The organism is Streptomyces sp. H27-H5 (genome assembly GCF_026627505.1).
Taxonomy (GTDB): Bacteria; Actinomycetota; Actinomycetes; order Streptomycetales; family Streptomycetaceae; genus Streptomyces.
The window spans coordinates 23,388-45,150 of the sequence record NZ_JAPNLK010000048.1 but is presented as its reverse complement, the minus strand read 5'-3'; the positions used below and the strand labels follow the sequence as shown (position 1 = coordinate 45,150).

The 21,763-nt window shown below is 73.4% G+C and carries 18 protein-coding genes and 1 pseudogene; 9 read left to right on the top strand and 10 right to left on the bottom strand.

All coding sequences use genetic code 11. From position 1 onward, the window contains the following. Positions 1-19: 19 nt before the first annotated feature. Entirely contained in the window at positions 20-184 is a 165-nt protein-coding gene (gene fxsA / locus OTB19_RS23545; protein ID WP_267800346.1) for an FxSxx-COOH cyclophane-containing RiPP peptide, read from the bottom strand. 240 nt (positions 185-424) lie between these two features. Between fxsA and OTB19_RS23540 the strand changes: the two genes are divergently transcribed. Continuing rightward, positions 425-694 carry a hypothetical protein gene (locus tag OTB19_RS23540; protein WP_267800345.1) on the top strand — a complete coding sequence of 90 codons (270 nt, stop codon included), beginning with the start codon at positions 425-427 and terminating at the stop codon, positions 692-694. A 25-nt stretch (positions 695-719) separates the two neighbouring features. Here the strand turns inward: OTB19_RS23540 and OTB19_RS23535 are convergent, their stop codons facing one another. Next, on the bottom strand, positions 720-1,622 hold the full coding sequence (locus tag OTB19_RS23535; protein ID WP_267800344.1) for an alpha/beta fold hydrolase: 903 nt from the start codon (positions 1,620-1,622) through the stop codon (positions 720-722). A 308-nt stretch (positions 1,623-1,930) separates the two neighbouring features. Here OTB19_RS23535 and OTB19_RS23530 point away from each other — a divergent pair. Beyond that, positions 1,931-4,066 (top strand): annotated as a pseudogene (locus OTB19_RS23530) (aldehyde dehydrogenase family protein). Positions 4,067-4,165: 99 nt separating this feature from the next. On the opposite strand, the gene OTB19_RS23525 reads toward OTB19_RS23530, so the two are convergent. After that, a complete protein-coding gene (locus tag OTB19_RS23525; RefSeq protein WP_267800343.1) occupies positions 4,166-4,771 on the bottom strand; it encodes a TetR/AcrR family transcriptional regulator in 606 nt (201 codons plus the stop codon). 156 nt (positions 4,772-4,927) lie between these two features. Between OTB19_RS23525 and OTB19_RS23520 the strand changes: the two genes are divergently transcribed. From OTB19_RS23520 to OTB19_RS23510, 3 genes are read left to right on the top strand one after another with little or no spacing between them, the layout of a single operon-like run. Continuing rightward, positions 4,928-6,349: a purine-cytosine permease family protein gene (locus OTB19_RS23520; protein WP_267800342.1), complete on the top strand. Its 1,422-nt coding sequence runs from the start codon at positions 4,928-4,930 to the stop codon at positions 6,347-6,349. A 44-nt stretch (positions 6,350-6,393) separates the two neighbouring features. Next, complete coding sequence (locus OTB19_RS23515; protein WP_267800341.1) at positions 6,394-8,106, top strand: amidohydrolase; 1,713 nt, start codon at positions 6,394-6,396, stop codon at positions 8,104-8,106. A gap of 9 nt (positions 8,107-8,115) precedes the next feature. Further along, entirely contained in the window at positions 8,116-8,559 is a 444-nt protein-coding gene (locus tag OTB19_RS23510; RefSeq protein ID WP_267800340.1) for a hypothetical protein, read from the top strand. A 37-nt stretch (positions 8,560-8,596) separates the two neighbouring features. Here the strand turns inward: OTB19_RS23510 and OTB19_RS23505 are convergent, their stop codons facing one another. Further along, positions 8,597-9,700, bottom strand: a complete 1,104-nt coding sequence (locus tag OTB19_RS23505) for a DUF3533 domain-containing protein (RefSeq protein ID WP_267800339.1) — start codon at positions 9,698-9,700, stop codon at positions 8,597-8,599. A 251-nt stretch (positions 9,701-9,951) separates the two neighbouring features. On the opposite strand from OTB19_RS23505, the gene OTB19_RS23500 reads away from it, so the two are divergent. Next, the gene (locus OTB19_RS23500) at positions 9,952-13,506 is read left to right on the top strand and encodes a DNA polymerase III subunit alpha (RefSeq protein ID WP_267800338.1); all 3,555 of its coding nucleotides are present in this window, start codon (positions 9,952-9,954) and stop codon (positions 13,504-13,506) included. Then, positions 13,503-14,522 (top strand): DNA polymerase Y family protein, encoded by a 1,020-nt coding sequence (locus OTB19_RS23495; protein ID WP_267800337.1) that lies wholly within the window; start codon positions 13,503-13,505, stop codon positions 14,520-14,522. The genes OTB19_RS23500 and OTB19_RS23495 overlap by 4 nt, the downstream gene beginning before the upstream one ends. 30 nt (positions 14,523-14,552) lie before the next feature. Here OTB19_RS23495 and OTB19_RS23490 read toward each other — a convergent pair whose 3' ends face one another. Then, a complete protein-coding gene (locus tag OTB19_RS23490; RefSeq protein WP_267800336.1) occupies positions 14,553-15,365 on the bottom strand; it encodes a hypothetical protein in 813 nt (270 codons plus the stop codon). 177 nt (positions 15,366-15,542) lie between these two features. On the opposite strand from OTB19_RS23490, the gene OTB19_RS23485 reads away from it, so the two are divergent. Then, entirely contained in the window at positions 15,543-16,406 is an 864-nt protein-coding gene (locus OTB19_RS23485; protein WP_267800335.1) for an esterase/lipase family protein, read from the top strand. 51 nt (positions 16,407-16,457) lie between these two features. Here the strand turns inward: OTB19_RS23485 and OTB19_RS23480 are convergent, their stop codons facing one another. The 3 genes from OTB19_RS23480 to OTB19_RS23470 form a co-directional block, all read right to left on the bottom strand. Further along, on the bottom strand, positions 16,458-17,594 hold the full coding sequence (locus tag OTB19_RS23480) for a lytic polysaccharide monooxygenase auxiliary activity family 9 protein (protein WP_267800334.1): 1,137 nt from the start codon (positions 17,592-17,594) through the stop codon (positions 16,458-16,460). 347 nt (positions 17,595-17,941) lie between these two features. Then, the gene (locus OTB19_RS23475) at positions 17,942-18,424 is read right to left on the bottom strand and encodes a DUF402 domain-containing protein (protein ID WP_267800333.1); all 483 of its coding nucleotides are present in this window, start codon (positions 18,422-18,424) and stop codon (positions 17,942-17,944) included. Continuing rightward, positions 18,421-19,368 carry a GNAT family N-acetyltransferase gene (locus tag OTB19_RS23470; RefSeq protein WP_267800332.1) on the bottom strand — a complete coding sequence of 316 codons (948 nt, stop codon included), beginning with the start codon at positions 19,366-19,368 and terminating at the stop codon, positions 18,421-18,423. Before OTB19_RS23470 ends, OTB19_RS23475 begins: the two co-directional genes overlap by 4 nt. A gap of 71 nt (positions 19,369-19,439) precedes the next feature. Here OTB19_RS23470 and OTB19_RS23465 point away from each other — a divergent pair, with 71 nt between their 5' ends. Further along, a complete protein-coding gene (locus OTB19_RS23465; protein ID WP_267800331.1) occupies positions 19,440-19,832 on the top strand; it encodes a GntR family transcriptional regulator in 393 nt (130 codons plus the stop codon). A gap of 74 nt (positions 19,833-19,906) precedes the next feature. Here OTB19_RS23465 and OTB19_RS23460 read toward each other — a convergent pair whose 3' ends face one another. Both OTB19_RS23460 and OTB19_RS23455 read right to left on the bottom strand, forming a co-directional pair. Next, the gene (locus OTB19_RS23460) at positions 19,907-20,449 is read right to left on the bottom strand and encodes an FABP family protein (RefSeq protein WP_267800330.1); all 543 of its coding nucleotides are present in this window, start codon (positions 20,447-20,449) and stop codon (positions 19,907-19,909) included. Between the two features lie 125 nt (positions 20,450-20,574). Beyond that, positions 20,575-21,672, bottom strand: a complete 1,098-nt coding sequence (locus OTB19_RS23455; RefSeq protein ID WP_267800329.1) for a DUF5925 domain-containing protein — start codon at positions 21,670-21,672, stop codon at positions 20,575-20,577. Positions 21,673-21,763: the final 91 nt, after the last annotated feature.

The following is a 21,763-nucleotide window of genomic DNA, read 5'->3' as shown; positions in this document are numbered from 1 at the left end:
TAGAGCGCGTACTTCGGCGTCAGAGCGCAGAGTTGAAGATCGGTGCCTGAACGTGACGACCGGATTCCGTCCGCAACACGCGGCCGAGTGTCGCCGCCGCCGAGGTGCTGTGCACGTCGATGCGGTCGAGCGGGACCCGGGAGGTCTTGACCGTGGTGGTCGGGGGGGTTGCGGAAGTGTTCACGACACCGTCCTTGGGGAAGCCGGGCGAAAAGGGCAGGGGGTTGACAGCGGCGTCGCGCCAGTGTCAAGCGTGGACTTTACTCGTCCACACCCTATTGGCAACCGAGACATGACGCCTGGTCAAGCGTTCTATAGAAAGCGTGACGCAATTCTCGCGGCCCCGTATTCGGCCGTTTGCCGTACGGCAAGATCCTTTTCTTCCGGGGTGTGCCGTCCCTCTCTCTCCGAGGGTTCGGAAGGCGTGAGGGGCGGCCCGGCCCCCGCCGCGTTCGGCGCTGCCCGGGCCGCCGGCGTCCCGGCGACGCCGGCCGGCGGCAAGGGCTCGGCGGCGGTCACCCTCGCCGGTGCGCGGCGTTACGTAGGGCAGTTCACCGGCTGTGACGACCTGAGCGGCCAACCCTGGGATACCCGACTGCCGTTGACCGGGTTCGTCGGTGTCGGCGAGTGGTCGGTGGCGCGACGGGGGTGCGCGGCGACGCGGCCGAGGACGGCGAACTCGTCCTCCACGTAACGTCGTAGGCCCCCGCCGCCGGCCCTCAGGCCGGCTGTTGCTCGCTGATCGGGGGCGCGGGCACGTCCCGCAGCAGCCAGTTCAATACGTCGGGCAGGGCGCGCAGGGCCGCGAAGTGGGCTGCGGCCGGGTCGATGGTGGTGGTGGCGCCGGGGATCCGGCGGGCCAGCCAGCGGGAGTGTCCGACGGGGGAGAAGACGTCCAGTTCCCCGTGCCAGATCATCACCGGGGTCCGGATGTCGGCCGGGTCGAAGCCCCAGGGGCGGCTGAAGGCGAGGACGTCGTCGATCCAGCCGTCCGCCGAGGTCCGCAGGCCCTCGCGGTAGTTGCGCAGCAGCATGGACCGCAGACCGGCGTCCGAGACGATCATGCGGTCGTTGTCGGTGAGGTCCCGGCGCAGCTCGTCCAGGAGCCGGCCGGGGTCCGCGCGGATGCCGGCGGCGCGGGGGGTGAGGCGGGCCGCGAGTTCCTCGGGGTCGTCGGTGGCGGTGGTGTACTCCCGGACGTTCGAGTCCGCCATTCCGGCGAACCAGTCCAGGTCCTCCGCGTCGCGGGGGGCGAGGCCCACCATGGCCGCCGTCCGGGTGACCCGGTCCGGGAGCAGGGCGGCGCAGGCCAGGGCTCCGGCGGAGCCGCCGGAGCGGCCCGCCACGGCGAAGGTGTCCAGCCCCAGGGCGTCGGCGACGGCGGCCACGTCCCGGGCCACGTCGGCGACGGTGCGGCCCGGATGGCGGTCGGAGCCGCCGTAGCCGGGCCGGTCGTAGGCGATGAGCTGCATCCGGCGCTGGTAGAGGACCATGCCCCGCGGCGCCGGCCCGAGTCTGCTGCCGGGCATGCCGTGGAGCAGGAAGACCGGCTTGCCGTCGGGGTCGCCCCAGCGCTCCACGGCCAGAGCGCGTCCGTCGGCGGTACGCACCTGATGGCGCACGCGCTCCCTCCCTCACGGTCGACGCGAGTCGTCACGGTGATTGTGCTCGCCGGAGGAGGAGTGCGGTAGGGCGCACTTCGCGGGAAATTCTTGTGAATGTTTTCACAAGCATGGGAGGGTCTTCGGTCCTCCTGCATATGCCCAGGTCAAGAAGGGTGGCCACAGGGGCGTGAACGGGCGTGAACGGCCCTTCGGCCCCCTCGGAAAGGGCTTTTTCGGCGCCCCGTCTTCCGCTTTCGGGTGTCGAATTGAAACACGGGAAAACGGGTCGCCGGTTCGAACCGGGTCGAAATGAAGGAGTTCCTGGCATGCGGGCCAACGAGATGGTGGACGGACTGGTCGAGCGCGCGCTCACGGCGCTCGACCGGTTCGAGTCGTTCAGCCAGGAGCAGGTCGACCACATCGTCACGAAGGCCTCCCTCGCCGCGCTGAGCGGGCACGGGGAGCTCGCGCGGCTCGCCGTCGAGGAGACCGGTCGCGGGCTCTTCGAGGACAAGGCGGTCAAGAACCTCTTCGCCTGCGAGCACGTGGTGCATTCGATGCGCGGTCTGAAGACCGCGGGTGTCATCGGCCGCGACGAGCTGAACGGTGTCACCGAGATCGCCGAACCCGTCGGTGTCGTCTGCGCGATGACCCCGGTCACCAATCCGACCTCGACGACCCTCTTCAAGGCGCTGATCGCCCTGAAGACCCGCAACCCGATCATCTTCGCCTTCCACCCCTCCGCCCAGAACTGCTCGGCGCAGGCCGCGCGCATCGTCCGCGACGCGGCCGTGGCCGCCGGCGCCCCCGAGGACTGCGTGCAGTGGGTGAGCGCCCCCTCCATGGAGGCGACCGGCGCCCTGATGAACCACCCGGGTGTCTCCACCATCCTGGCCACCGGCGGAAACGCCATGGTCAAGGCCGCGTACTCGTGCGGCAAGCCGGCCCTGGGCGTCGGCGCGGGCAACGTGCCCGCGTACGTCCACAAGAGCGCCCGCCTGGCCCGCGCGATCCACGACATCGTGCTCTCCAAGGCCTTCGACCACGGCATGATCTGCGCCTCCGAGCAGGCCGTCATCCTGGACGGGGAGATCTACGAACAGGGGATCGCGGAGTTCCGCCGGCTCGGCGCCCACGTGGTCACCGACGCCGAGAAGACCAAGCTGGAGCAGTTCGTCTTCGGCACCACCGCCCACGCGGCCGACCGCGGCGAGGCCAGGCTGAACCCGGCGGTCGTCGGGAAGTCCCCGCAATGGATCGCCGAGCAGGCCGGTTTCACGGTGCCCGCCGAGACCTCCGTCCTCCTCGCGGAATGCGCCGAGGTCGGTGAGGCCGAGCCGCTGACCCGAGAGAAGCTCTCCCCGGTCCTGGCCGCCCTGAAGGCCCGCGACACCGAGGACGGCCTGCGTCTGGCCGCCGAGATGGTCGAGTTCCACGGACTGGGCCACAGCGCCGCCATTCACGCCGAGGACGAGGAACTCGTCGAGGAGTTCGGCCGGCGGGTCAAGGTACGAGCGGCCGGAGGTGGAGTTCGGGGACACGAAGGAGAAGTTCTTCGACATCCGCAAGAGGGCCTACACCTTCCCCTCGCTCGGGGAGAAGGCGAAGCTGGTCGCCGTCCCGACCACCTCGGGCACCGGATCCGAGGTCACCCCCTTCGCCGTCATCTCCGACCCGGCGGCGGCCCGCAAGTACCCGCTCGCCGACTACGCGTGACCCCGAACGTCGCCATCGTCGACCCGGTCCTGCCGATGGGACTGCCGGCCGCGGTCACCGCCGACTCGGGCTTCGACGCCCTGACCCACGCCACCGCGGCGTACGTGTCCGCGTACGCCAACGACTACACGGACGGCCTCTGCCTCCAGGCGATCAGGCTGGTCTTCGAGAACCTCCGGCGCTGCGTCGTCGACGGCCCCAACGACCCCGAGGCCCGCGAGAAGATGCACAACGCCTCGACGGTGGCGGGCATGGCCTTCGCCAACGCCTTCCTCGGCCTGGTCCACGCGATGGCCCACACCCTGGGCAACACCTTCCACGTGCCCCACGGCCGCACCAACGCGCTGCTCCTGCCGCACGTCATCCGGTACAACGGCACGGTCTCGCACAAGGCCACCCCGTGGCCGAAGGTCGAGGTCTACCGGGCCCCCGAGCGGTTCCAGGAGATCGCGAGGATGCTGGGGCTGCCGGCCTCCACCCCGGCCGAGGGCGTCGAGTCCTACGCCCGGGCCGTCGAGGAACTGCGCGCCGAGTGCGGGATCCCGGCCTCCTTCGCGCAGGAGGGCGTGGACGAGCGGGCCTTCATCGAGTCCCTGCCGACCCAGGCCATGAACGCCTACGCCGACCAGTGCGCCCCCGCGAACCCGCGGATGCCGATGATCGACGACATGCGACGGCTGATGCGGCAGGCGTACTACGGCAACGCCGAAGGCGTCCCGACCGAGGAGGCCGCACGGGCCAGGTGACGCCGGCCGGGAGGAAGCGGCGCCCGCGCCGGAGAGCGGAGGCCGCCCGGGACCCCAGGGTCCCGGGCGGCCTCCGTCGTGCGTGCGGCGCACGGGCCTTCAGAGGTGCGGGACCAGCAGGGCCGCCGCCGAGCGGGCCCGTTCCAGGGCCACGTCCCGCTCCGCCCCGCGCTGCCCCAGGACCACGCGGGTGCTCAGCCCGTCCAGCAGCGCGAGCAGTTCCGAGGCCCGGGCCGGCACGTCCAGGTCGGCGGCGAACCGGCCCTGCCGCACGCCCTTGTCCAGCAGCGCCTCCAGGTCCCGCTGCCAGCCGTCGTCGATCTCCCGCTGGGCGGCCTGGAGGGGCTCGTTGGAGGGTGTGCGGGCCCACAGTTCGATCCACAGCGTCCAGCGCGGGTCTCGGGGGCCGCGGGGCAGGTACAGCTCCACGAACAGGGCGAGTTTGCGGTGGGCGGTGAGCCGGCGGCCCAGCAGTTCGGTGCGTTCGGCGGTCAGCTGCGTCTCGCTCCAGCGCAGCGCCTCAAGCAGCAGCCGGTCCTTGCTGCCGAAGTAGTACAGGATGTGGCCGCCGCTGGTGCCGAGCCGCTCGGCCAGCGCCGACATGGTGAGCGTCGCCAGCCCGTCCTCGGCGATCGCCGCCATGGCCTCTTCCAGCATCCGCTCCTGGGCGATCTGCCCGTCGCGCCGCCGTGCCGCTCCCGCCACCGCTCCCGCCTTCCCGATCTTGCCTGGTCGGACCTTATCCCGGACAGGGTCTTGACGCGGCCCCCGGAGGCGGCGCATCTTGAATGTCATTCAAGAACTTAGAACGCCATTCAAGGTCTGGAAGGGCCGAGAGTGCCAAGGTCAGGGGTACGGCGGATGACACAGCAGGAGACGAGCCGGCCGGAGACGAGACGGCAGGAGACGGCGGCCGACGTCGACGAGGTCTTCAAGGTCGAGACGCACGGCATCGACCCCATCCCGGACGCCGAGCGCCACGGCGGCGCCAAGGACCTCTTCTGGCTCTGGTTCGGATCGAACCTGACCTTCACCTACGTGATCAACGGCGCCCTCGCCGTCGCCTTCGGCCTCTCCTTCTGGCAGGCCACCCTCGTGGTCGTGCTCAGCGGACTCTCCTTCTTCGCCGTCAGCGCCGCCGGACTCAGCGGCATCCGCACCGGCACCGCCACCCTGGTGATCTCCCGCGCCGCCTTCGGGGTGCGCGGCAACTTCCCCGCCGGCGTCCTCAACTGGGTGGTGAGCATCGGCTACACCATCGTCAACACCGTGGTCGGCACCCTGGCGCTGGAGGTGTTCTTCAGCGAGGTCGGCCTCGGCGGGGGCACGGCGATCCGGGCCCTCGCCCTCGGCGTCACCCTCGCGCTGACCTTCGCCGTCGCCATGTGGGGCCACGCCACCGTGCAGTTCGCCGAGCGCTGGATGGCGTACGTCCTCGCCGTCGGCTTCGGCGCGCTGCTCGTCTTCGTGCTGCCCGGCGCCGACACCTCCGCGCCCGCCGCCGGCCCCGGACTGTCCGGCTGGAGCCTGGCCTTCGTCGTGATGCTGGCCGGCCCCTTCTCGTACCTGCCGATGCCCGCCGACTACACCCGCTACCTGCCCCGGACCACCACGCTGAGGTCGATCACCTGGATGGGGGCGCTCGGCGGGTTCATCTCCTCCGTGGCCCTCGGCGTCGCCGGCGTGGCGGCCGCCACCCAGACCGACATGACCGACGCCGTCGCGGGCGCCGAGAGCCTGCTGCCGGGCTGGTTCCAGACCGTGTTCCTGGCGCTCGTGCTCGGCGGCTCCGTCACCAACTCGATCATCACCCTCTACTCCTCCAGCCTGAACCTCCAGGTCCTCGGCATCCCGTGGAGCCGCTCCAGGGCCATCGTGATCAGCGCCGCCGTGACCGCCGTCGGCTCGCTCGCCGCGCTCTTCCTCACCGACTTCACCACCTCGCTGCTGTCCTTCCTCTCCCTGCTGATCATCGTGTTCGCGCCCTGGGGCGGGGTGTTCCTCGCCGACATGCTGCTGCGCCGCTGCCGGTACGACTCCGACGCCCTGCACGCCGGGAACGCGGGCGCCTACTGGTACCGGGCCGGCTACCACCCCGCCGGCATGGCCGCCCTGCTCGCCGGCATGCTCTTCGCCGCCCTGACCTGCGACTCCGAGCTCTGGACCGGCCCCCTCGTGGCCCCCCTCGGCGGCGCCGACCTCACCCTCCTCGGCTCGGTCGTCTCCGGACTCGCCTACTGGGCCCTCGTCCGGCGCGCACCCGCCCCCACCCCGGCCGCCTGACCCTCCCGTACACCACCCCTCCGCTGCCACAGGAGCACCACCCCATGTCACACCCCATCGCCGCCGACCTGCTGCTCACCGGGGCCCGGATCCACACCGTGGACCCGGACCTGCCCGAGGCCGAGGCCCTCGCCGTCCACGACGGCACCATCGTCTGGGTGGGCCCGGACGCCGAGGCCGAGGCCTGGGCCGGCCCCGACACCGAGCGCATCGACGCGGGCGGGCGGCTGGTGCTGCCCGGCTTCATCGACGCCCACAACCACGTACGCCTCGGCTCCGACGACGCGTGCGTACAACTCGCCGGGGTCCGCACGCTCGACGCGATCCTCGACCGGATCGGCGCGTGGCACGAGGCCCACCCGGACGCGGAGTGGATCGAGGCCGAGGCCTTCGACTACTCCGCCATCCCCGGCGGCCGGATGCCGACCGCCGCCGACCTGGACCCGGTCACCGGCGACACCCCCGCGATCGTGCTCTCGTACGACGTCCACACGGCCTGGCTGAACACCGCCGCCATGCGTCGCCTCGGCGTCTCCCGGGACCAGGTCGACCTGCCCTTCGGCACCGCCGCCGTCGATCGCGCCACGGGCGAACCCACCGGTTTCGTCAAGGACTTCGCCATCAAGGGACTCTCCCGCGACGGACACCGGGCACTGCGCGAACTGGGCGTGCCGTGGGCCTCCCCGGACCGCCAGTACGGGCGGCTCGCCAAGAGCCTCGACGACGCGATCCGCTTCGGCATCACCACGGTGGTGGAGCCGCAGAACTCCCTGGACGACCTTGAACTCTTCGAACGGGCCCGCGCGGAAGGCCGGATGAGGTCCCGGATCGTCGCGGCCCTCTTCCACCCGCGCGGCACGAGCGACGAGGAACTCGACCTCTTCGCCGCCTGCGCCCGGATGTACTCCGGGAACCGCCTGCGGGTCGGCCCTCTGAAGCTGTACATCGACGACGTCGTGGAACCGCGCACGGCCGCCCTGCTGGAGCCGTACACCGGATGCGGGGCCCACCGCGGCGAGACCTTCTACCCGGCCGAGGAGTTCGCGGAGCTGCTGACCGGGCTGGACGCCCGCGGCTTCCAGTGCTTCGTGCACGCCACGGGGGACCGGGGCATCCGCACCGTCCTCGACGCCGTCGAGCACGCCCGGGCGGTCAACGGGCCGCGCGACGCCCGCCACCAGGTGGTGCACGTGGAGTGCCTGGACCCCCAGGACGTGCCGCGCTTCGCCGAACTCGGCGTGGTGGCCTGCATGCAGCCCCGGCACTGCGCCCCGGAGATCGCCGGCCCGGGCCAGGACTGGGCGGAGAACGTGGGCGAGGACCGCTGGCACAAGGCGTGGCCGATGCGCAGCCTGCACGACGCGGGTGCGGTGCTGGCCTTCTCCAGCGACTGGAACGTCGCCGAGATGGACCCGATGATCGGCATCTACACGGCGGTGACGCGCCGGCCGCTGGACGGCGGCGACCCGTGGCAGCCGGGCGAGACGGTGGACGTGGCCACCGCCGTGCACGGTTACACGATGGGCTCCGCGTACGCCAACTTCCTCGACACCGAGCGCGGCTCCCTGACGGTGGGCAAGGCGGCGGACTTCGTGGTGCTGTCCCGCAACATCCTGGAGATCCCGGCGGAGTCCATCCCCGGGACCGTCGCGCGGACCGTCGTGGTGGCGGGGGAGGTCGTGCACACCGCGCAGGACGTGCCCGTCGAGGGCCGGGCCGTGCCGGTCGATGGTCGGGACGTGCCGATCCAGGCCTAGGCTGGGCCGATGGGAAGTCGGTCGGGAAGCGGGGGCGCGGGCATGTTCGTCGATCTGGTGGGGTCGGCCTTCGGCGCGGCGGCGGGCCTGGGGGTGGTCCACCTGGCGCGTCGCCGGTTGGCCGCGCACCGGGCCGCCGGTGTGGCCGCGGGAGTGCGGACCGCCCTCTCCTGCCGGGTCGAATGGCGCGAGGGGCTGGGCCGCACGGGCTTCGCGTACGGGACGCTGAGCACGGGCCCGACCGGCGGGCCGGTCTTCAAGCGGCCCGCCCGCCGGGCGGTGGAGCTGCCCGGCGGGGGCCGCGCGACCCGCCGGTCCTCCTGGCGGCCCGGCATGCAGATGGTCGAGTACCGGGCGCCCGACGGGGACCGGCTCGGGTTCCTCGTCCACGACACCGACGTCGACCTCGCCACCCGCTTCCTGCGCGTCCCGGACCCGGCCGACTACTTCTGAGCGCCGCCGTCGGGGCGCGCGCGGGCCGTCGGGCCGGTCACCGGTCGGAGGCGCCCGCGGAGGACGCGGGGTCCTGCGGGCCGTCGTCGATCCCGCTGCCCACCGCGGGCCCGACCTTCCCCTTGTGGAACATCGCGCAGGCCAGGGTCACGGCCGAGCCGAGCAGCGCCCAGCAGGCCAGCACCAGCATCGGGCCGCCCGCGCCGTTGCCCCGGAAGTACGCGATCGAGCGGGCGGCGTACGTGCCGGCGCCCGGCGGCAGGGCCGGTCCGATGGTCCTCCAGAACGGCGGCAGCAACGGGTACGGGTAGGCGCCGCCCGCGCTCGGGTTGCCGAGGACCACCACCAGGAGGATGGCCAGGCCGATGCCGACCACGCCCGCCAGCCCCTGGAGGGCCAGGGTGAGCGCGCCGACGGCGAAGACGACCAGGGCGCCCAGGCCCCACAGGGCCATGATGTTTCCGGACAGCGCTCCCAGGACGGGACCCGCGATGACCGCGCCCAGCAGCCCGGCGACGATCGCGTACACGAGCAGGACGCCCAGCCGGACGACGGCGCGGGCGGAGTTCGCGGGCCGGGCGCCGGCGCTGATCGCGAGGATCGCGGCGCACAGGTAGCCGCCCACGCACCAGCCGACGACCAGGTAGAAGGAGCTCAGACCGCGGGCGTCGCCCCGGGCGGCCGGGGCGACGTCGCGGAACCGCACACTGCGCCCGGCGGCCTTCTCGGCGCGGCCGACGACCTCCTCGACGGCCTGGGAGAGGGAGGCCCCGGCGCCGCTCGCGACCAGCAGCTCGTCGGTCTTCCCGGTCGGGTCGACGATCAGCGCGCCGTCCACCTCACGGTCCCGTACCCGCGCGAGCGCCGTGTCCGCGTCCTTGACCGCGTGGGCGTCGAGCGGTGTGCCGGGCAGGGTGTCGAGCTGTTCGGCGTACCGGTCGGCTACCCCTCGCGCGGGAGCGGCCACGGCGAGGGGGATCTCGCTGGGCACGGGGTGGTGGAAGGCCCCGATGTACGAGGTGATGAAGGCGAGTTGGAGGGCCAGCACTCCCAGGACCAGCAGGGCGGCCCGGGCGGTCACGGCGTCCTTGATCTCGGCGAGGAAGCCGCCGGGCGGACCTGTGGAGGTGGTCTGGGTCATGTTCACACGCTCGGCGTATCGGGGGAGGGGCGCAGCAGGGGCGGGCCGAACGGATGACGCGGGAGCCGGTCCCGCGGGCCCGTCCGGACCGGGTGGGACGGGCCTCCCGGGCGGGTCTCGCGGACGGTCTCCGGACGGGTCCCCCACCCGGTGATCGAACAACTGTTTCGCACGCGTATTCGAATTGCTCTATGGTGGAGAGGGGAGGTCGAAGGAGTGTCGGGGGTATCGAGCGAAGCAGGAGGCCGCGGGTGCCTGGTTTTACGCATCTGCACACCGTTTCGGGGTTCTCCGCGCGCTACGGCGGCTCGCACCCGGAACGACTCGCGGAACGCGCCGCGGAGCGGGGCATGGACGCCCTCGCCCTCACCGACCGCGACACCCTCGCGGGCGCGGTGCGGTTCGCGAAGGCCGCCGCGGGAGCCGGGGTCCGGCCGCTGTTCGGAGTGAACCTCGCGGTCGCCCCCGCCGCCGACTCGCCGCCGTCGGGCGCCGGATTGTCCGGTGGTGCGGGGGCCGGGTTCTCCGGTGGCGCGGGGGCCGGTGGGGGCGGGACGTCCCGCGCCGAGGCCTCCTTCCGCCGCCGCACCCCCGTCAGGGGCGGCGCCTTCGTCGACGAGTCCGCCGCCCGGGCCGTCTTCCTTGCCCGGGACGGCGCCGCCGGCTGGGCCGAGCTCTGCCGACTGGTCACCGCCGCCCACGCGGTCGCCCCCGAGGTCCCGCTGGTGACCTGGGACGCCCTGCGCGAGGCACTCGGCTCCTTCGGGCTGAGCGGCGTGTTCGTCCTGCTCGGCCCCGACTCCGAGGTCGGCCGGGCGCTGGCCGCGGGCCGCCCCGACCGGGCCGCGCGGCTGCTCGCGCCCTGGCGGGAGCTGTACGGGGACGCGCTGCGCCTGGAGGCCGTCCACCACGGCCGCGCCGGCGCCGACGTCGACACGGGCCCCGGCTCGCTGCGCCTCGCCGCGCGCACGGTCGGCTTCGCCGTCGAACAGGGCGTCCCGGCCGTGATCACCAACGCCGTCCGCTACGCCGATCCCGGCCAGGGCCCGATCGCCGACGTCCTCGACGCGGCCCGCCGACTGGTCCCCGTGGATCCCCGCAAGCGCCTGGACAGCGGCGAACGCTGGCTCAAGGACCCCGCCGCCATGGCCGAGGTCGCCGACCGGATCGCCCGGGCGGCCGGCCTGCGCCCCACCGACGCGCGCCGGCTGCTCGCCGAGACCCGGCGCACCGCCGACGCCTGCGCCGTGGACCCCGAGGACGACCTGGGCATCGGCTCCGTGCACTTCCCGGAGGCCCGGCTCGTCGGCGCCGGTCATCGCACCGCCCAGCGGGTGCTCGCCTCCCGGGCCTCCGCCGGCATGGTGCTCCGCGGGTACGCGGACGACCACGCGTACTGGGACCGGATGCACCGGGAGCTCGACGTCATCGCCTACCACGGCTTCGCCTCGTACTTCCTGACGGTCGCCCAAGTGGTCGACGACGTACGGGAGATGGGCATCCGAGTGGCCGCCCGGGGCTCCGGCGCCGGGTCCCTCGTCAACCACCTCCTGGGGATCGCGCACGCCGACCCCGTCGCGAACGGCCTGCTGATGGAGCGCTTCCTGTCCAAGCGCCGGCACGTCCTGCCCGACATCGACATCGACGTGGAGTCCGCCCGCCGGCTGGAGGTCTACCGGCGGATCATCGACCGCTTCGGCGCCGAACGCGTCGCCACCGTGTCCATGCCCGAGACCTACCGGGTCCGGCACGCCATCCGCGACGTCGGCGCCGCCCTGTCCATGGACCCGGCCGCCGTCGACCGGCTCGCCAAGGCCTTCCCGCACATCCGGGCCCGCGATGCCCGCACGGCCCTCGCCGAACTCCCCGAACTGCGGGACGTGCGGGGGGAGTCGTACGGCCGGCTCTGGGAGCTGGTCGAGGCGCTGGACGCACTGCCGCGCGGGGTCGCCATGCACCCGTGCGGGGTGCTGCTGTCCGACGCCTCGCTGCTCGCCCGCACCCCGGTCGTCCCGAGCGGTGTCGAGGGTTTCCCGATGTCCCAGTTCGACAAGGACGACGTGGAGGAGCTGGGGCTGCTCAAGCTGGACGTGCTCGGCGTGCGGATGCAGTCGGCGATGGCCCACGCCGTCGGTGAACTCCGGCGCGCCACCGGCGAGGAGCTCGACCTGGACGACCCCGCGCAGGTCCCGCCGTGCGACCCGGCCACGTACGAGCTGATCCGCTCGGCCGAGACGCTGGGCTGCTTCCAGATCGAGTCCCCGGGCCAGCGGGACCTGGTGGGGCGGCTCCAGCCGGCCACCTTCCAGGACCTGGTCGTCGACATCTCGCTCTTCCGCCCGGGGCCGGTGGCCGCCGACATGGTGCGGCCCTTCATCGAGGCCCGGCACGGCCGCGCCCCGGCGCGCTACCCGCACCCGGACCTGGCGGAGGCGCTCCGCGAGACGTACGGGGTGGTGGTCTTCCACGAGCAGATCATCGAGATCGTGCACGTCATGACCGACTGCGGTCGGGACGAGGCGGACCGCGTGCGGCGCGGACTGTCCGACCCGCAGTCGCAGGGCCGGATCAAGGTCTGGTTCGCGGCGACGGCGAGCGCGCGCGGCTACTCGGCCGAGGTGATCGCCCGGACCTGGGAGATCGTGGAGGCCTTCGGCTCGTACGGGTTCTGCAAGGCGCACGCGGTGGCCTTCGCCGTGCCCACCTACCAGTCGGCCTGGCTCAAGGCCCACCACCCGGCCGCCTTCTACGCCGGGCTGCTCACCCACGACCCGGGGATGTACCCGAAGCGGTTGCTGCTGGCCGACGCCCGCCGACGGGGCGTGCCGGTGCTGCCGTTGGACGTGAACCGGTCGGCGGTCGCCCACCGTATCGAACTGGTGTCCGATCGGAGGTGGGGGCTCCGGCTGGCCCTGGCCGACGTCCACGGCATCGGCGAGGCCGAGGCGGCCCGGATCGAGGCCGGACAGCCGTACGCCTCCCTGCGCGACTTCTGGGACCGCGCCCACCCGGGCCGCCCCGTGGCCGAACGACTCGCCCAGGTCGGGGCGTTGGACGCCTTCGGCGCGAACCGCCGTGACCTGTTGCTGCACTTGACCGAACTGCACGGGGCGCAACGAGCCGCCGGCGCCCGGGCGAACACCCAACTCCCGCTGGAAGGAGGCCGGTCCACCGCACCCGTCGGCCTGCCCGACCTGACCGACGGCGAACGCCTCAGCGCCGAGCTCGGCGTCCTCGGCATGGACGCCTCGCGCCACCTCATGGGCGACCATCAGGCCTTCCTGACCGAACTCGGCGTGGTCCCGGCCGCCCGGCTGCGCGACGTCGAACACGGGCGGACGGTACTGGTCGCCGGCGCCAAGGCGGCCACCCAGACCCCGCCGATCCGATCCGGGAAGCGGGTCATCTTCACCACCCTCGACGACGGCACCGGCCTGGTCGACCTGGCCTTCTTCGACGACAGCCACGAGGCCTGCGCCCACACCGTCTTCCACTCCTTCCTGCTGCTGGTCCGAGGCGTCGTACAGCGCCGCGGCCCCCAGAGCCTGAGCATCGTCGGAGCGGCCGCCTGGAACCTGTCCGAGCTGGTCGAACTGCGCGGGGAGGACGGCCTGGAGGCGGTCACCGCCCGACTGTCCGAACCGGCCCGCGAGCGCGCCCCCCAGCCGGACGGCGCACCGGAAGGCCGCCGCATCCACCTGGCGAACGGCTACGAGATGAACCCGTGGGCCGACCTCCGGCCGCCCGGCGAGGGCGCCGCGACCGGCCGCAAGCTCTGGCACTCCAGCCCGGGGAGCGCGGGATGAGCGCGATCCTGCACGTACGGTGCGCCCCGGCCCTCACCGATGAGGGCCACCGGGAGGTCCTGGAACTGCTGCGGGAGTTCTCCCCGCTCGTCCAGGCCCTGCCGCCCCGCGCCGCCCTGGTCCAAGTGCGGGGAGCGCAAAGGTACTTCGGCATCGAGGCCGCCCGGATCGCCGAGGTGGTCCGCCTGCGCGCGGTGGCCCGACTGGGCACGGACGTGCGGATCGGGGTCGCCGCGACCTGGGCCCTCGCGGCCATGGCCTCCGCCCGGATCCCCGGCCCCGGCGGGATCCTGGCCGTCCCCGACGACCCGGACGCGGTGGCCGGCTTCCTCGGGCCGCTGCCGGTGGAGGCGCTGCACGGGCTCGGCTCCCGACAGGCCGAGGCACTGCGCGGCTACGGACTGCACACCGTGGGAGCCCTCACCCGGGTCCCGCCCGGCGTCGTCGAACGGATCCTGGGCAAGCGGACCGGTCGGCTGGTCGCCGAGCGCGCCCGGGGCGTCGACCCGCGCCCGGTGACCCCCCGCGACCTGCCCTCCTCGGCCGCCGTCAGGAGCGGGTTCGCCCGGGAGGAACTGGACGGCCCGCACGCCAGGGCCGCCCTGCTCGCCCTGGTCGTCCGGCTCGGCGCGCTCCTGCGCGGGCGCCGCCAGGCGGCCCGCTCCCTGTCCCTGACCCTGCGCTTCGCGGGCGGCACCCGCTGGGAGAAGGCCCGGCGGCTCACGGAACCCTCCGCACACGACGAGGACCTGCGCACCGCGGCGTACCGGCTGATGGACGCGGCGGGCCTGCAACGGGCCCGGCTGACCGGGATGGTGCTCCGGGCCGAGGACCTGACCGGCGCCGAACGCGTGGCCCGGCAGATCTCCCTGGACCCGGTCCGGGAATCCCGGCTGACGGTGGAGGCGGCCGTCGACCGGGCCAACGCCCGCTTCGGCCCGGGCACGGTCCGCCCGGCGGCCACCTTCGGGGCGGGCGCGGTCCGGCATCCCGCCGGCCTCGGCAGGGCCTCGTGACGCGGCGGGCCCCAGGGCCGCGTCGGTGGATCAGGGCCCGTCCAGCATCAGCCGGGCCACCTCGCGCTTGAGCCCGCCGGTCTGGGCCTGGATCAGGTGGAACTGCGCCTCCCGCGAGAGCCGACCCGCCGTGTTGCCGTACTGGATCGCGCGCCCGCCGGCCACCGCCACACAGGCCGCGGCGGCCCGTACCGCCAGGTCAAGGCTCTCGGCCCGCAGGCGCAGCCGGTCCGCGGGCCCTTGCCCGGGCGGGAGTTCGTCCCGCAGCGCGTACGCCTCGGCGCGCAGCCGGGCGGCCCGGTCCGCGATCCGCAGCCCGAGGTCCTCGTACCCTCGAAGGCGAGCAGGAAGTCCGCGGTGGCGCGCAACTGCCCGAAGACGGCGGGCTGGGCATCGGCGTTCTCCAGGTCGTACGCCCGCAGCCAGCCGGCCCGCGGCTCCCGGACCACCACCTCGGCGTCCGGCACGAAGACGCCCCGGACCTCGACGGCCGCCGTGCGCGTACCCCGCATCGCCCACAGCGGCGCCGAGGGCGCCCAGGTACACCACGTCGGCCAGCCCCCAGACCGTCATCCACGGCACCCGCCCCGACAGCCGCCACCCGCCCGACTCCCGCTCCGCGGTGACCCCGCTCGCGGGATCCGGTTCGTATGCGATCAGCCCGTACGCGCCACCCGCCGCGAGCGCGTCGAGGTGCGAACGCGGCACCCCCGCCTCGGCGGTCTCCTCCACGCACGGGCGCAACACGCGCACCGCGATCTCGGTGACGGCGGCGACCAGCGGATCGACCGCCAGGTCGGGCGGGGTGGCCAGGGCGGTTCCGGAGCCGGGGACCGTGTACATGCGGGTCATTCTTCTGGTGCGGGGCCGGCGGGAGCCTCGACACGCGAGTTTTTACCGACGCGTAACTTCCAAGTCTTGCTACTCGCCCGTAATTTAACGGCAGCAGCCCCCCTTGTGATCCGGATCACGGGACGAACCCCCACGCTCTTTCCCCTTGACCCGCAAGGAGATCACACGATGCTGCCCTGGAGACGACTGCTCCGCCCGCTGGCCGTCCTCGCCCTCACCACCGCCGCGCTCGTCGCCCCCACCACCCCCGCCGCGCAGGCCGCGTCGGCACCCGGCAGCGGCTGGAACAACTGGTCCTGTCGGCCGACGGCCGCCCACCCCCGCCCCGTCGTCCTCGTCCACGGCACCTTCGGGAACTCCGTCGACAACTGGCTCGGCTTCGCCCCGTACCTCGTGAACCGCGGCTACTGCGTCTACTCCCTCGACTACGGGCAGCTCCCCGGCGTCCCCTTCTTCAACGGCCTCGGCCCCATCGAGAAGTCCGCCGCCCAACTCGACGTGTTCGTCGACAAGGTGCTCGCCGCCACCGGAGCCGCCAAGGCCGACCTCGTCGGCCACTCCCAGGGCGGCATGATGCCCCGCCACTACCTGAAGTTCCTGGGCGGAGCCGCCAAGGTCAACGCCCTCGTCGGACTCGCCCCCGACAACCACGGCACCACCCTGAGCGGGCTGACGCGACTGCTCCCGTACTTCCCCGGCGCCGAGGACCTGATCAGTTCCGCGACCCCCGGCCTGGCCGACCAGATCGCCGGCTCGGCCTTCATCACCCGCCTCAACGAGGGCGGGGACACCGTCCCGGGCGTGAAGTACACCGTGATCGCGACCCGCTACGACGAGGTGGTCACCCCCTACCGCAGCGGCTTCCTCGACGGGTCGAACGTACGCAACGTCGTGCTCCAGGACCTGTGCGCCCTGGACCTCTCCGAGCACGTGACCATCGGCCTGACCGACCGCATCGCCTGGCACGAGGCGCTCAACGCACTCGACCCGGCACACGCCGAACGGACCACCTGCGCCTCGGTCTTCGAGTGACGAGGCACGGGCGGTCCGTCCGGACGGCCTGACGTGACGTGACGACCGGGGCTAGCGGCCGTGGCGGCCCGCGGCGCTCCGGCGGCGGGCCGCCCCGAACAGCGCGGCCGCGCCCACGGCCAGGGCGCCGGCCCCGGCGATCGCGATCGCCGGGGTGGCGCTGTTGCCGCCCGTCTCCGCGAGGTTGCCGTCCTTGGGGGTCACCGGGGACTCCGAGGCGAGGAGGGGAGCGGCGGCGTTCTCGGCGTTGGTCTTCGGGTCGTCGTCACCGTGACCGTGGTGCTCCACCGAGGACTTGACCGCGCCGGCCGCGATCTGCTGGTCCGTGGGCGCCTTCGCCAGGGGGCAGTCCTCGTCGGTGCCGGGCACGCCCGTACCGGGCTTGGTGCCCGGCTTGCCGGGCGCCTTCGACGGCTTGCCGTTCCCACCGGTGCCCGGCTTCGCGCTCGGGCCGCTACCCGTACCGGTACCTGTGCCCGTGCCGGTACCCGTGCTCGGCTTGCCGGTGGGCTGCGCGCCACCGGTGCCGGTGCCGGTGCCCGCGCCGTTGTCCTTGCCGAAGACCACGTCGGAGCAGCTGTAGAAGGCCTCCGGGCTGTCCGAGCGCTGCCACACGCTGTAGACGAGGTGGCGGCCGCTCTTCTTCGGGACGGTGCCGGAGAAGACGTAGTCACCGTTCTGCATGCCGGGGTCGGTGACCTTCACGAACGGCTTCGACTCCAGGTCGGACCACTTCAGCGGCTTCGTCGGGTCGTAGCCGTCCTTCGTCACGTACAGCTCGAAGGACCCCTTGTGCGGGGCGGTGCCCTTGTAGCGGAAGGTGTGCGCGCCCGAGGTCATCGAACCGGCCGGCCAGTCGGCGCGGGGCAGGTCCAGGCCCTTGTACTTGGCGTTGCCCGCGGAGCACAACTGCCCGTCCGGGATGAGGGACTTGCTCTGGCCGGCCGCGTTGGCGATGTTCACCGCGTTCCAGTCGTAGAACGCCTGCGCCCCGCTCGCCGCCACCGCCGCCTTGCAGGCGGCCGACTTCGGGGACTCCGGGCCCTCCGCGTAGCACGCCGCCACCCGGCTCACCGGGTCCGTCATCGAACCGTGGGCGGCCGCGGGCACGGCGGCGTACGCGGCCACCGCGAGCGGGGCCAGACCGACGGCGGCGATTCGGGCGGCGGTACGGCGTGCGTGGCGCATGGATGGAACTCCTCTGGACAAGACGGCGGAACGGGCTGAACACGTCAGGGGCGGGCCGGTGCGAGTCGGCCGGGCCGACGCCGTCCCTCACGGGTCGCGGCGCCGCCTGGGCCCTCCCTGGCTCGGCCAAGCTAGCCCCCCGAAACCCCCGTTCGGCCCGGATCCACCGCCGATCGGAGATCCTTAGGGCGCGCTTAAGGCAGGGACAAGCGCCACCTCAGGAACACGCCCGCACAGCCCCGGGAACACGCCCGCACAGCCTCCGGAACACGCCCGTACCACCTCGGGGACATGTCTCGGGGACGTGCCCCGGGACGTGCCGGGGCGTGCCGCGAGGCCGCGTCCGTTCAGCCGAGGAGCGCGGCCAGACCGGCCGGCGTGCGGGACTGGCGCTCCAGGGCGCCGAGCGTGCGGACCGCCTCCTCGGCGGCCTCCGGGTCGCTCGCGACGAGTCCGCTCGCCTCGAACTCGTCCTCGTCCAGGCGCAGGACCAGGGCCCCGTCCGCCGACACCCACAGGTCCAGGTCCAGGTCCTCGACCAGGATCTCGCCGTCCCGGACCACGGCCGGGCGGGTGATGTCGCAGTACCAGCCCTTCAGGACGCCGTCGCCCGTCCGGACCTCCTTGACCGCGTACCAGCGGCCGCGCCAGAAGTGCTCGGTGAACACGTCGCCCGGCTCGAAGCGCACGAACCCGAAGTCGCGCACGGTCGCGGCCGCCCAGGGGGCACGTACGGAGATCCGGTCGCCGGTGTCGGCGAGGAGCTCGGCCGGATAGCGGATCTTGGTGCGGCCCGCCTTGGTGAGGGTGACGTCGACGCGCTCGCTCATCGTGCCGTGGGCTCCAGACGTTTGGTGAAACGGGTCTCGGTGGCGCAGATCTCGTATCCGAACCACGAGTTGATCGCGAGCATCGGGCCGTTCTCGGCGTCGTTGCCCGTGAAGGCCTCCGTGCAGCCGGCCGCGACGGCCCGGTGCAGGGAATCGATCTTGGCGAGTTTGGCCAGGCCGCGGCCCCGGTGGGCCGCCAGGGTCCCGGTCATCCCCGAGGCGTAGCGGCCCGTGCCGTCGGTCCGGGCGGCGGTGAACGCGGCCGGCTCGCCGCCGACGAGGACGACCGTGGTCAGCTCCTTGTCGAGCGAGGGGTCGTGCCAGACGCCGCTCAGCCAGTCCTCGTGGTCGTCCAGCTCCACCGGCAGGTCGCCCGGCTCGTCCCGGCTCACCGCCGCGTCGGCCTCGTAGAGCGGGCGCGGATCGTCGACGAAGGCGGAACCGGGGCGCAGCTCCACCCCCGGCGGCAGCTCGGCCGGGTACGGGGGAAGGACCGCGGAACCGAGGTCCAGCCGCAGGAAGTGGGCCGAGCGACCGGCGCGGTAGCCGTGCCGCTCGGCGAAGGCCCGGTGGCCGGGCTCGTCCATGACCCAGGCGTACGTCTCCACCGCGCCCTGCGCGAGGAGGTGCTCCTCCGCCGTGCGCAGCAGGGCGGTCCCGGCTCCGCGTCCCCGGTGGTCGGGATGGACGTACGCGTTGACGAAGGACGCGCCCGGCTCGGCGCTGTCGTGCGCGATGCCGACCTGGGCGGTGCCGACGACCCGGCCGTCCCCGGTCTGCGCGAGGAGCAGCCGGTAGCGCTTGGCGGGGTGGGCGGAGGCGAGTTCGTGGGCCACCCCGGCCCCATTGGCGATCATGAACGGGAGTGCGGCGCGGCGCACCGCGGCGACGGCCTCGGCGTCGAGCGGGTCGCCCGGGCGCAGGTCGCGGATGGTGAGGGTCATGGCGCCGACGCTAGGACGATCCGAGCGGGGACGCCTCCGAATTACGCGGGCGATGGGAGACAATCGGCCGCGTGACCCCGACTCCCGCGCACCTGAAGATCAAGATCGACGGCTCGGCCGGCGCCGCCGCCCCCTACGAGCAACTGCGCGCGCAGATCTCCGAGGGAGCCCGGACGGGGCGGCTGCCCGTGGGGTTCAGGCTCCCCACGGTCCGCGCCCTCGCGGAGGAACTGGGACTGGCGGCGAACACGGTCGCGAAGGCGTACCGGGCGCTGGAGGCGGACGGAGTCGTCGAGACCCGGGGCCGCAACGGAACCCTCGTCGCGGCCGCGGACGACTCGGCCTCCCGGGAATCGGCCACCGCCGCGCAGGCGTACGCGGAGCGGGCCCACCGGCTGGGGCTGACCTTCGACGAGGCCACGGCCGCCGCCCTGGACGCGCTGCGGGCCCGGTACGGCAAGTAGGCCGGGCCCTTCCGGGCTCTTCCGGGCTCTTTCGGGTCGTGCCGGGGCCGCGGCGCCCGGCACCGCGCCCGGCCTCAGACCTTGTGGCGTCCCAGTTCCGCCCGGAGGTGGTGCCGCAGGGGCTGCCCCATCGCCGCCATCTCCTGCGTGATCGTCAACTCCCCGTCGGCGAAGGAGTACCGGCGCCTCATGCCGGTCACCTCCTTCGCCTGCGGGGTCCGCTCCACGTGATCGGTCTCGATCTCGATCTCCGTGCCGGACACGCGGCCCACGTACGTCTCCACGATCCCGGTCGGGTGGGCCAGCGTGACCTCCAGCGAGGCGTCCGGCATGACCCGCCACCAGCCGCTCTCCCGCCCCGAGGGCCGCAGCGGCGCACCGGACTCGTCGATCAGCCAGGCCCGCGACTCGTACCGCAGGAAGGGCCTGCCGTCGTGGCTGAAGGTGATCTCCTGCTCGTACCGGAAACCCTGCTCCAGGGTCGGGTACTCGCCTCGCCCCCGGCCGTGCCAACGCCCCAGCAGGGCCAGCACCGGCGCGAGCTGCGGGTGCGGCTCGGGGCCCTCGCCCGGCGTGAGGCTGTCGGGGTACGGATTCTCCTGCGCCGGCTCGGGCACGGGGCACTCTCCTGTTCGGTGGGTCCTCCCCGCGGCGGGCTCGCCCCGCCGCCGGGGCTGCGACTACGGCGCCATTGTCCCCGCCCCGCCGGCGCGGGGGCGGCACCGCCCCGACGCGGCCCGCACTACAGGTACAGCCCCGCCTCGGTCCCGTGCCCCTGCGGGGGCAGCAGCGCGGCCGGCCCGGCGCCCCGCCGGAGGGCGAACAACTCGGCCAGGGTGGCGCCCTCGCGGGAGACCCCCTCGTCGGTGCCGAGCCAGTCCACGGCCTCGCGGTGCGTCAGTCGGCCGACCTCGATGCGGGCCAGGCAGCGGCCCGGCCGGACCACTGCCGGGTGGAGCCGCTCCAGGTCCTCGTTGGTCGTGACGCCGACCAGGACGTTGCGGCCCTGGCCCAGCAGACCGTCCGTCAGGTTCAGCAGCCGCGACAACGCCTGCCCTGCCTGGTGCCGGGCCTCGCCGCGGATCAGCTCGTCGCAGTCCTCCAGCAACAGCAGTCGCCAACGGCCCTTCGCCGTGCCCTCGTCCTCGCCGATCGCGATGTCCATCAGGTAGCCCACGTCGTTGAACAGCCGCTCCGGGTCCAGGACGCAGTCCACCTGGCACCAGTCCCGCCACGACCGCGCCAGCGTCCGCAGCGCCGAGGTCTTCCCGGTGCCGGGCGGGCCGTGCAGCAACAGCAGCCGGCCCGCGATGTCGTCGGGGGTGACCTTCATCAGCCGGTCCATCGCCCCGGCCACCGGCGCCGTGTAGTTCGAGCGCACCTCGGGCCAGGTGCCGGCGGCGATCTGCCGGGTCGTGCGGTACGGCCCGCGGCGCGGGGAGACGTACCAGAACCCCATCGTGACGTTCTCCGGCTGGGGTTCGGGCTCGTCCTGCGCCCCGTCCGTGGCCTCCCCGAGCACGCTGGTGGCGAGTTCGTCGCTGACGGCCGTCACCGTCACGTCCGCGCCGCGACTCCAACGCGACACGAGCACGGTCCAGCCCTCGCCCTCCGCGAGAGTGGCGCTGCGGTCGGTGTCGCGCGCCGAGCGCAGCACCGTCGCCCCGGCCGGCAGCAGGGTCGCTTCGGCCTTCACTCGTTCGATGGAAACGCTCTGGGAGTAAGGCTGCTCGCCGGAGGCGAACCGGCCGAGGAACAGGGCGTCGACGACGTCGGACGGCGAGTCGCTGTCGTCTACGTTGAGCCTGATCGGCAGGGCCTCGTGCGGGTTGGCTGGCATGGCGCCCATGATCCGGCACGAACTGGCCCCGTGCACCCGTGTTTCGCCGGAACGGGTGCTCAGGTTCCCTCTTCAAACGCATGGGGAGTGA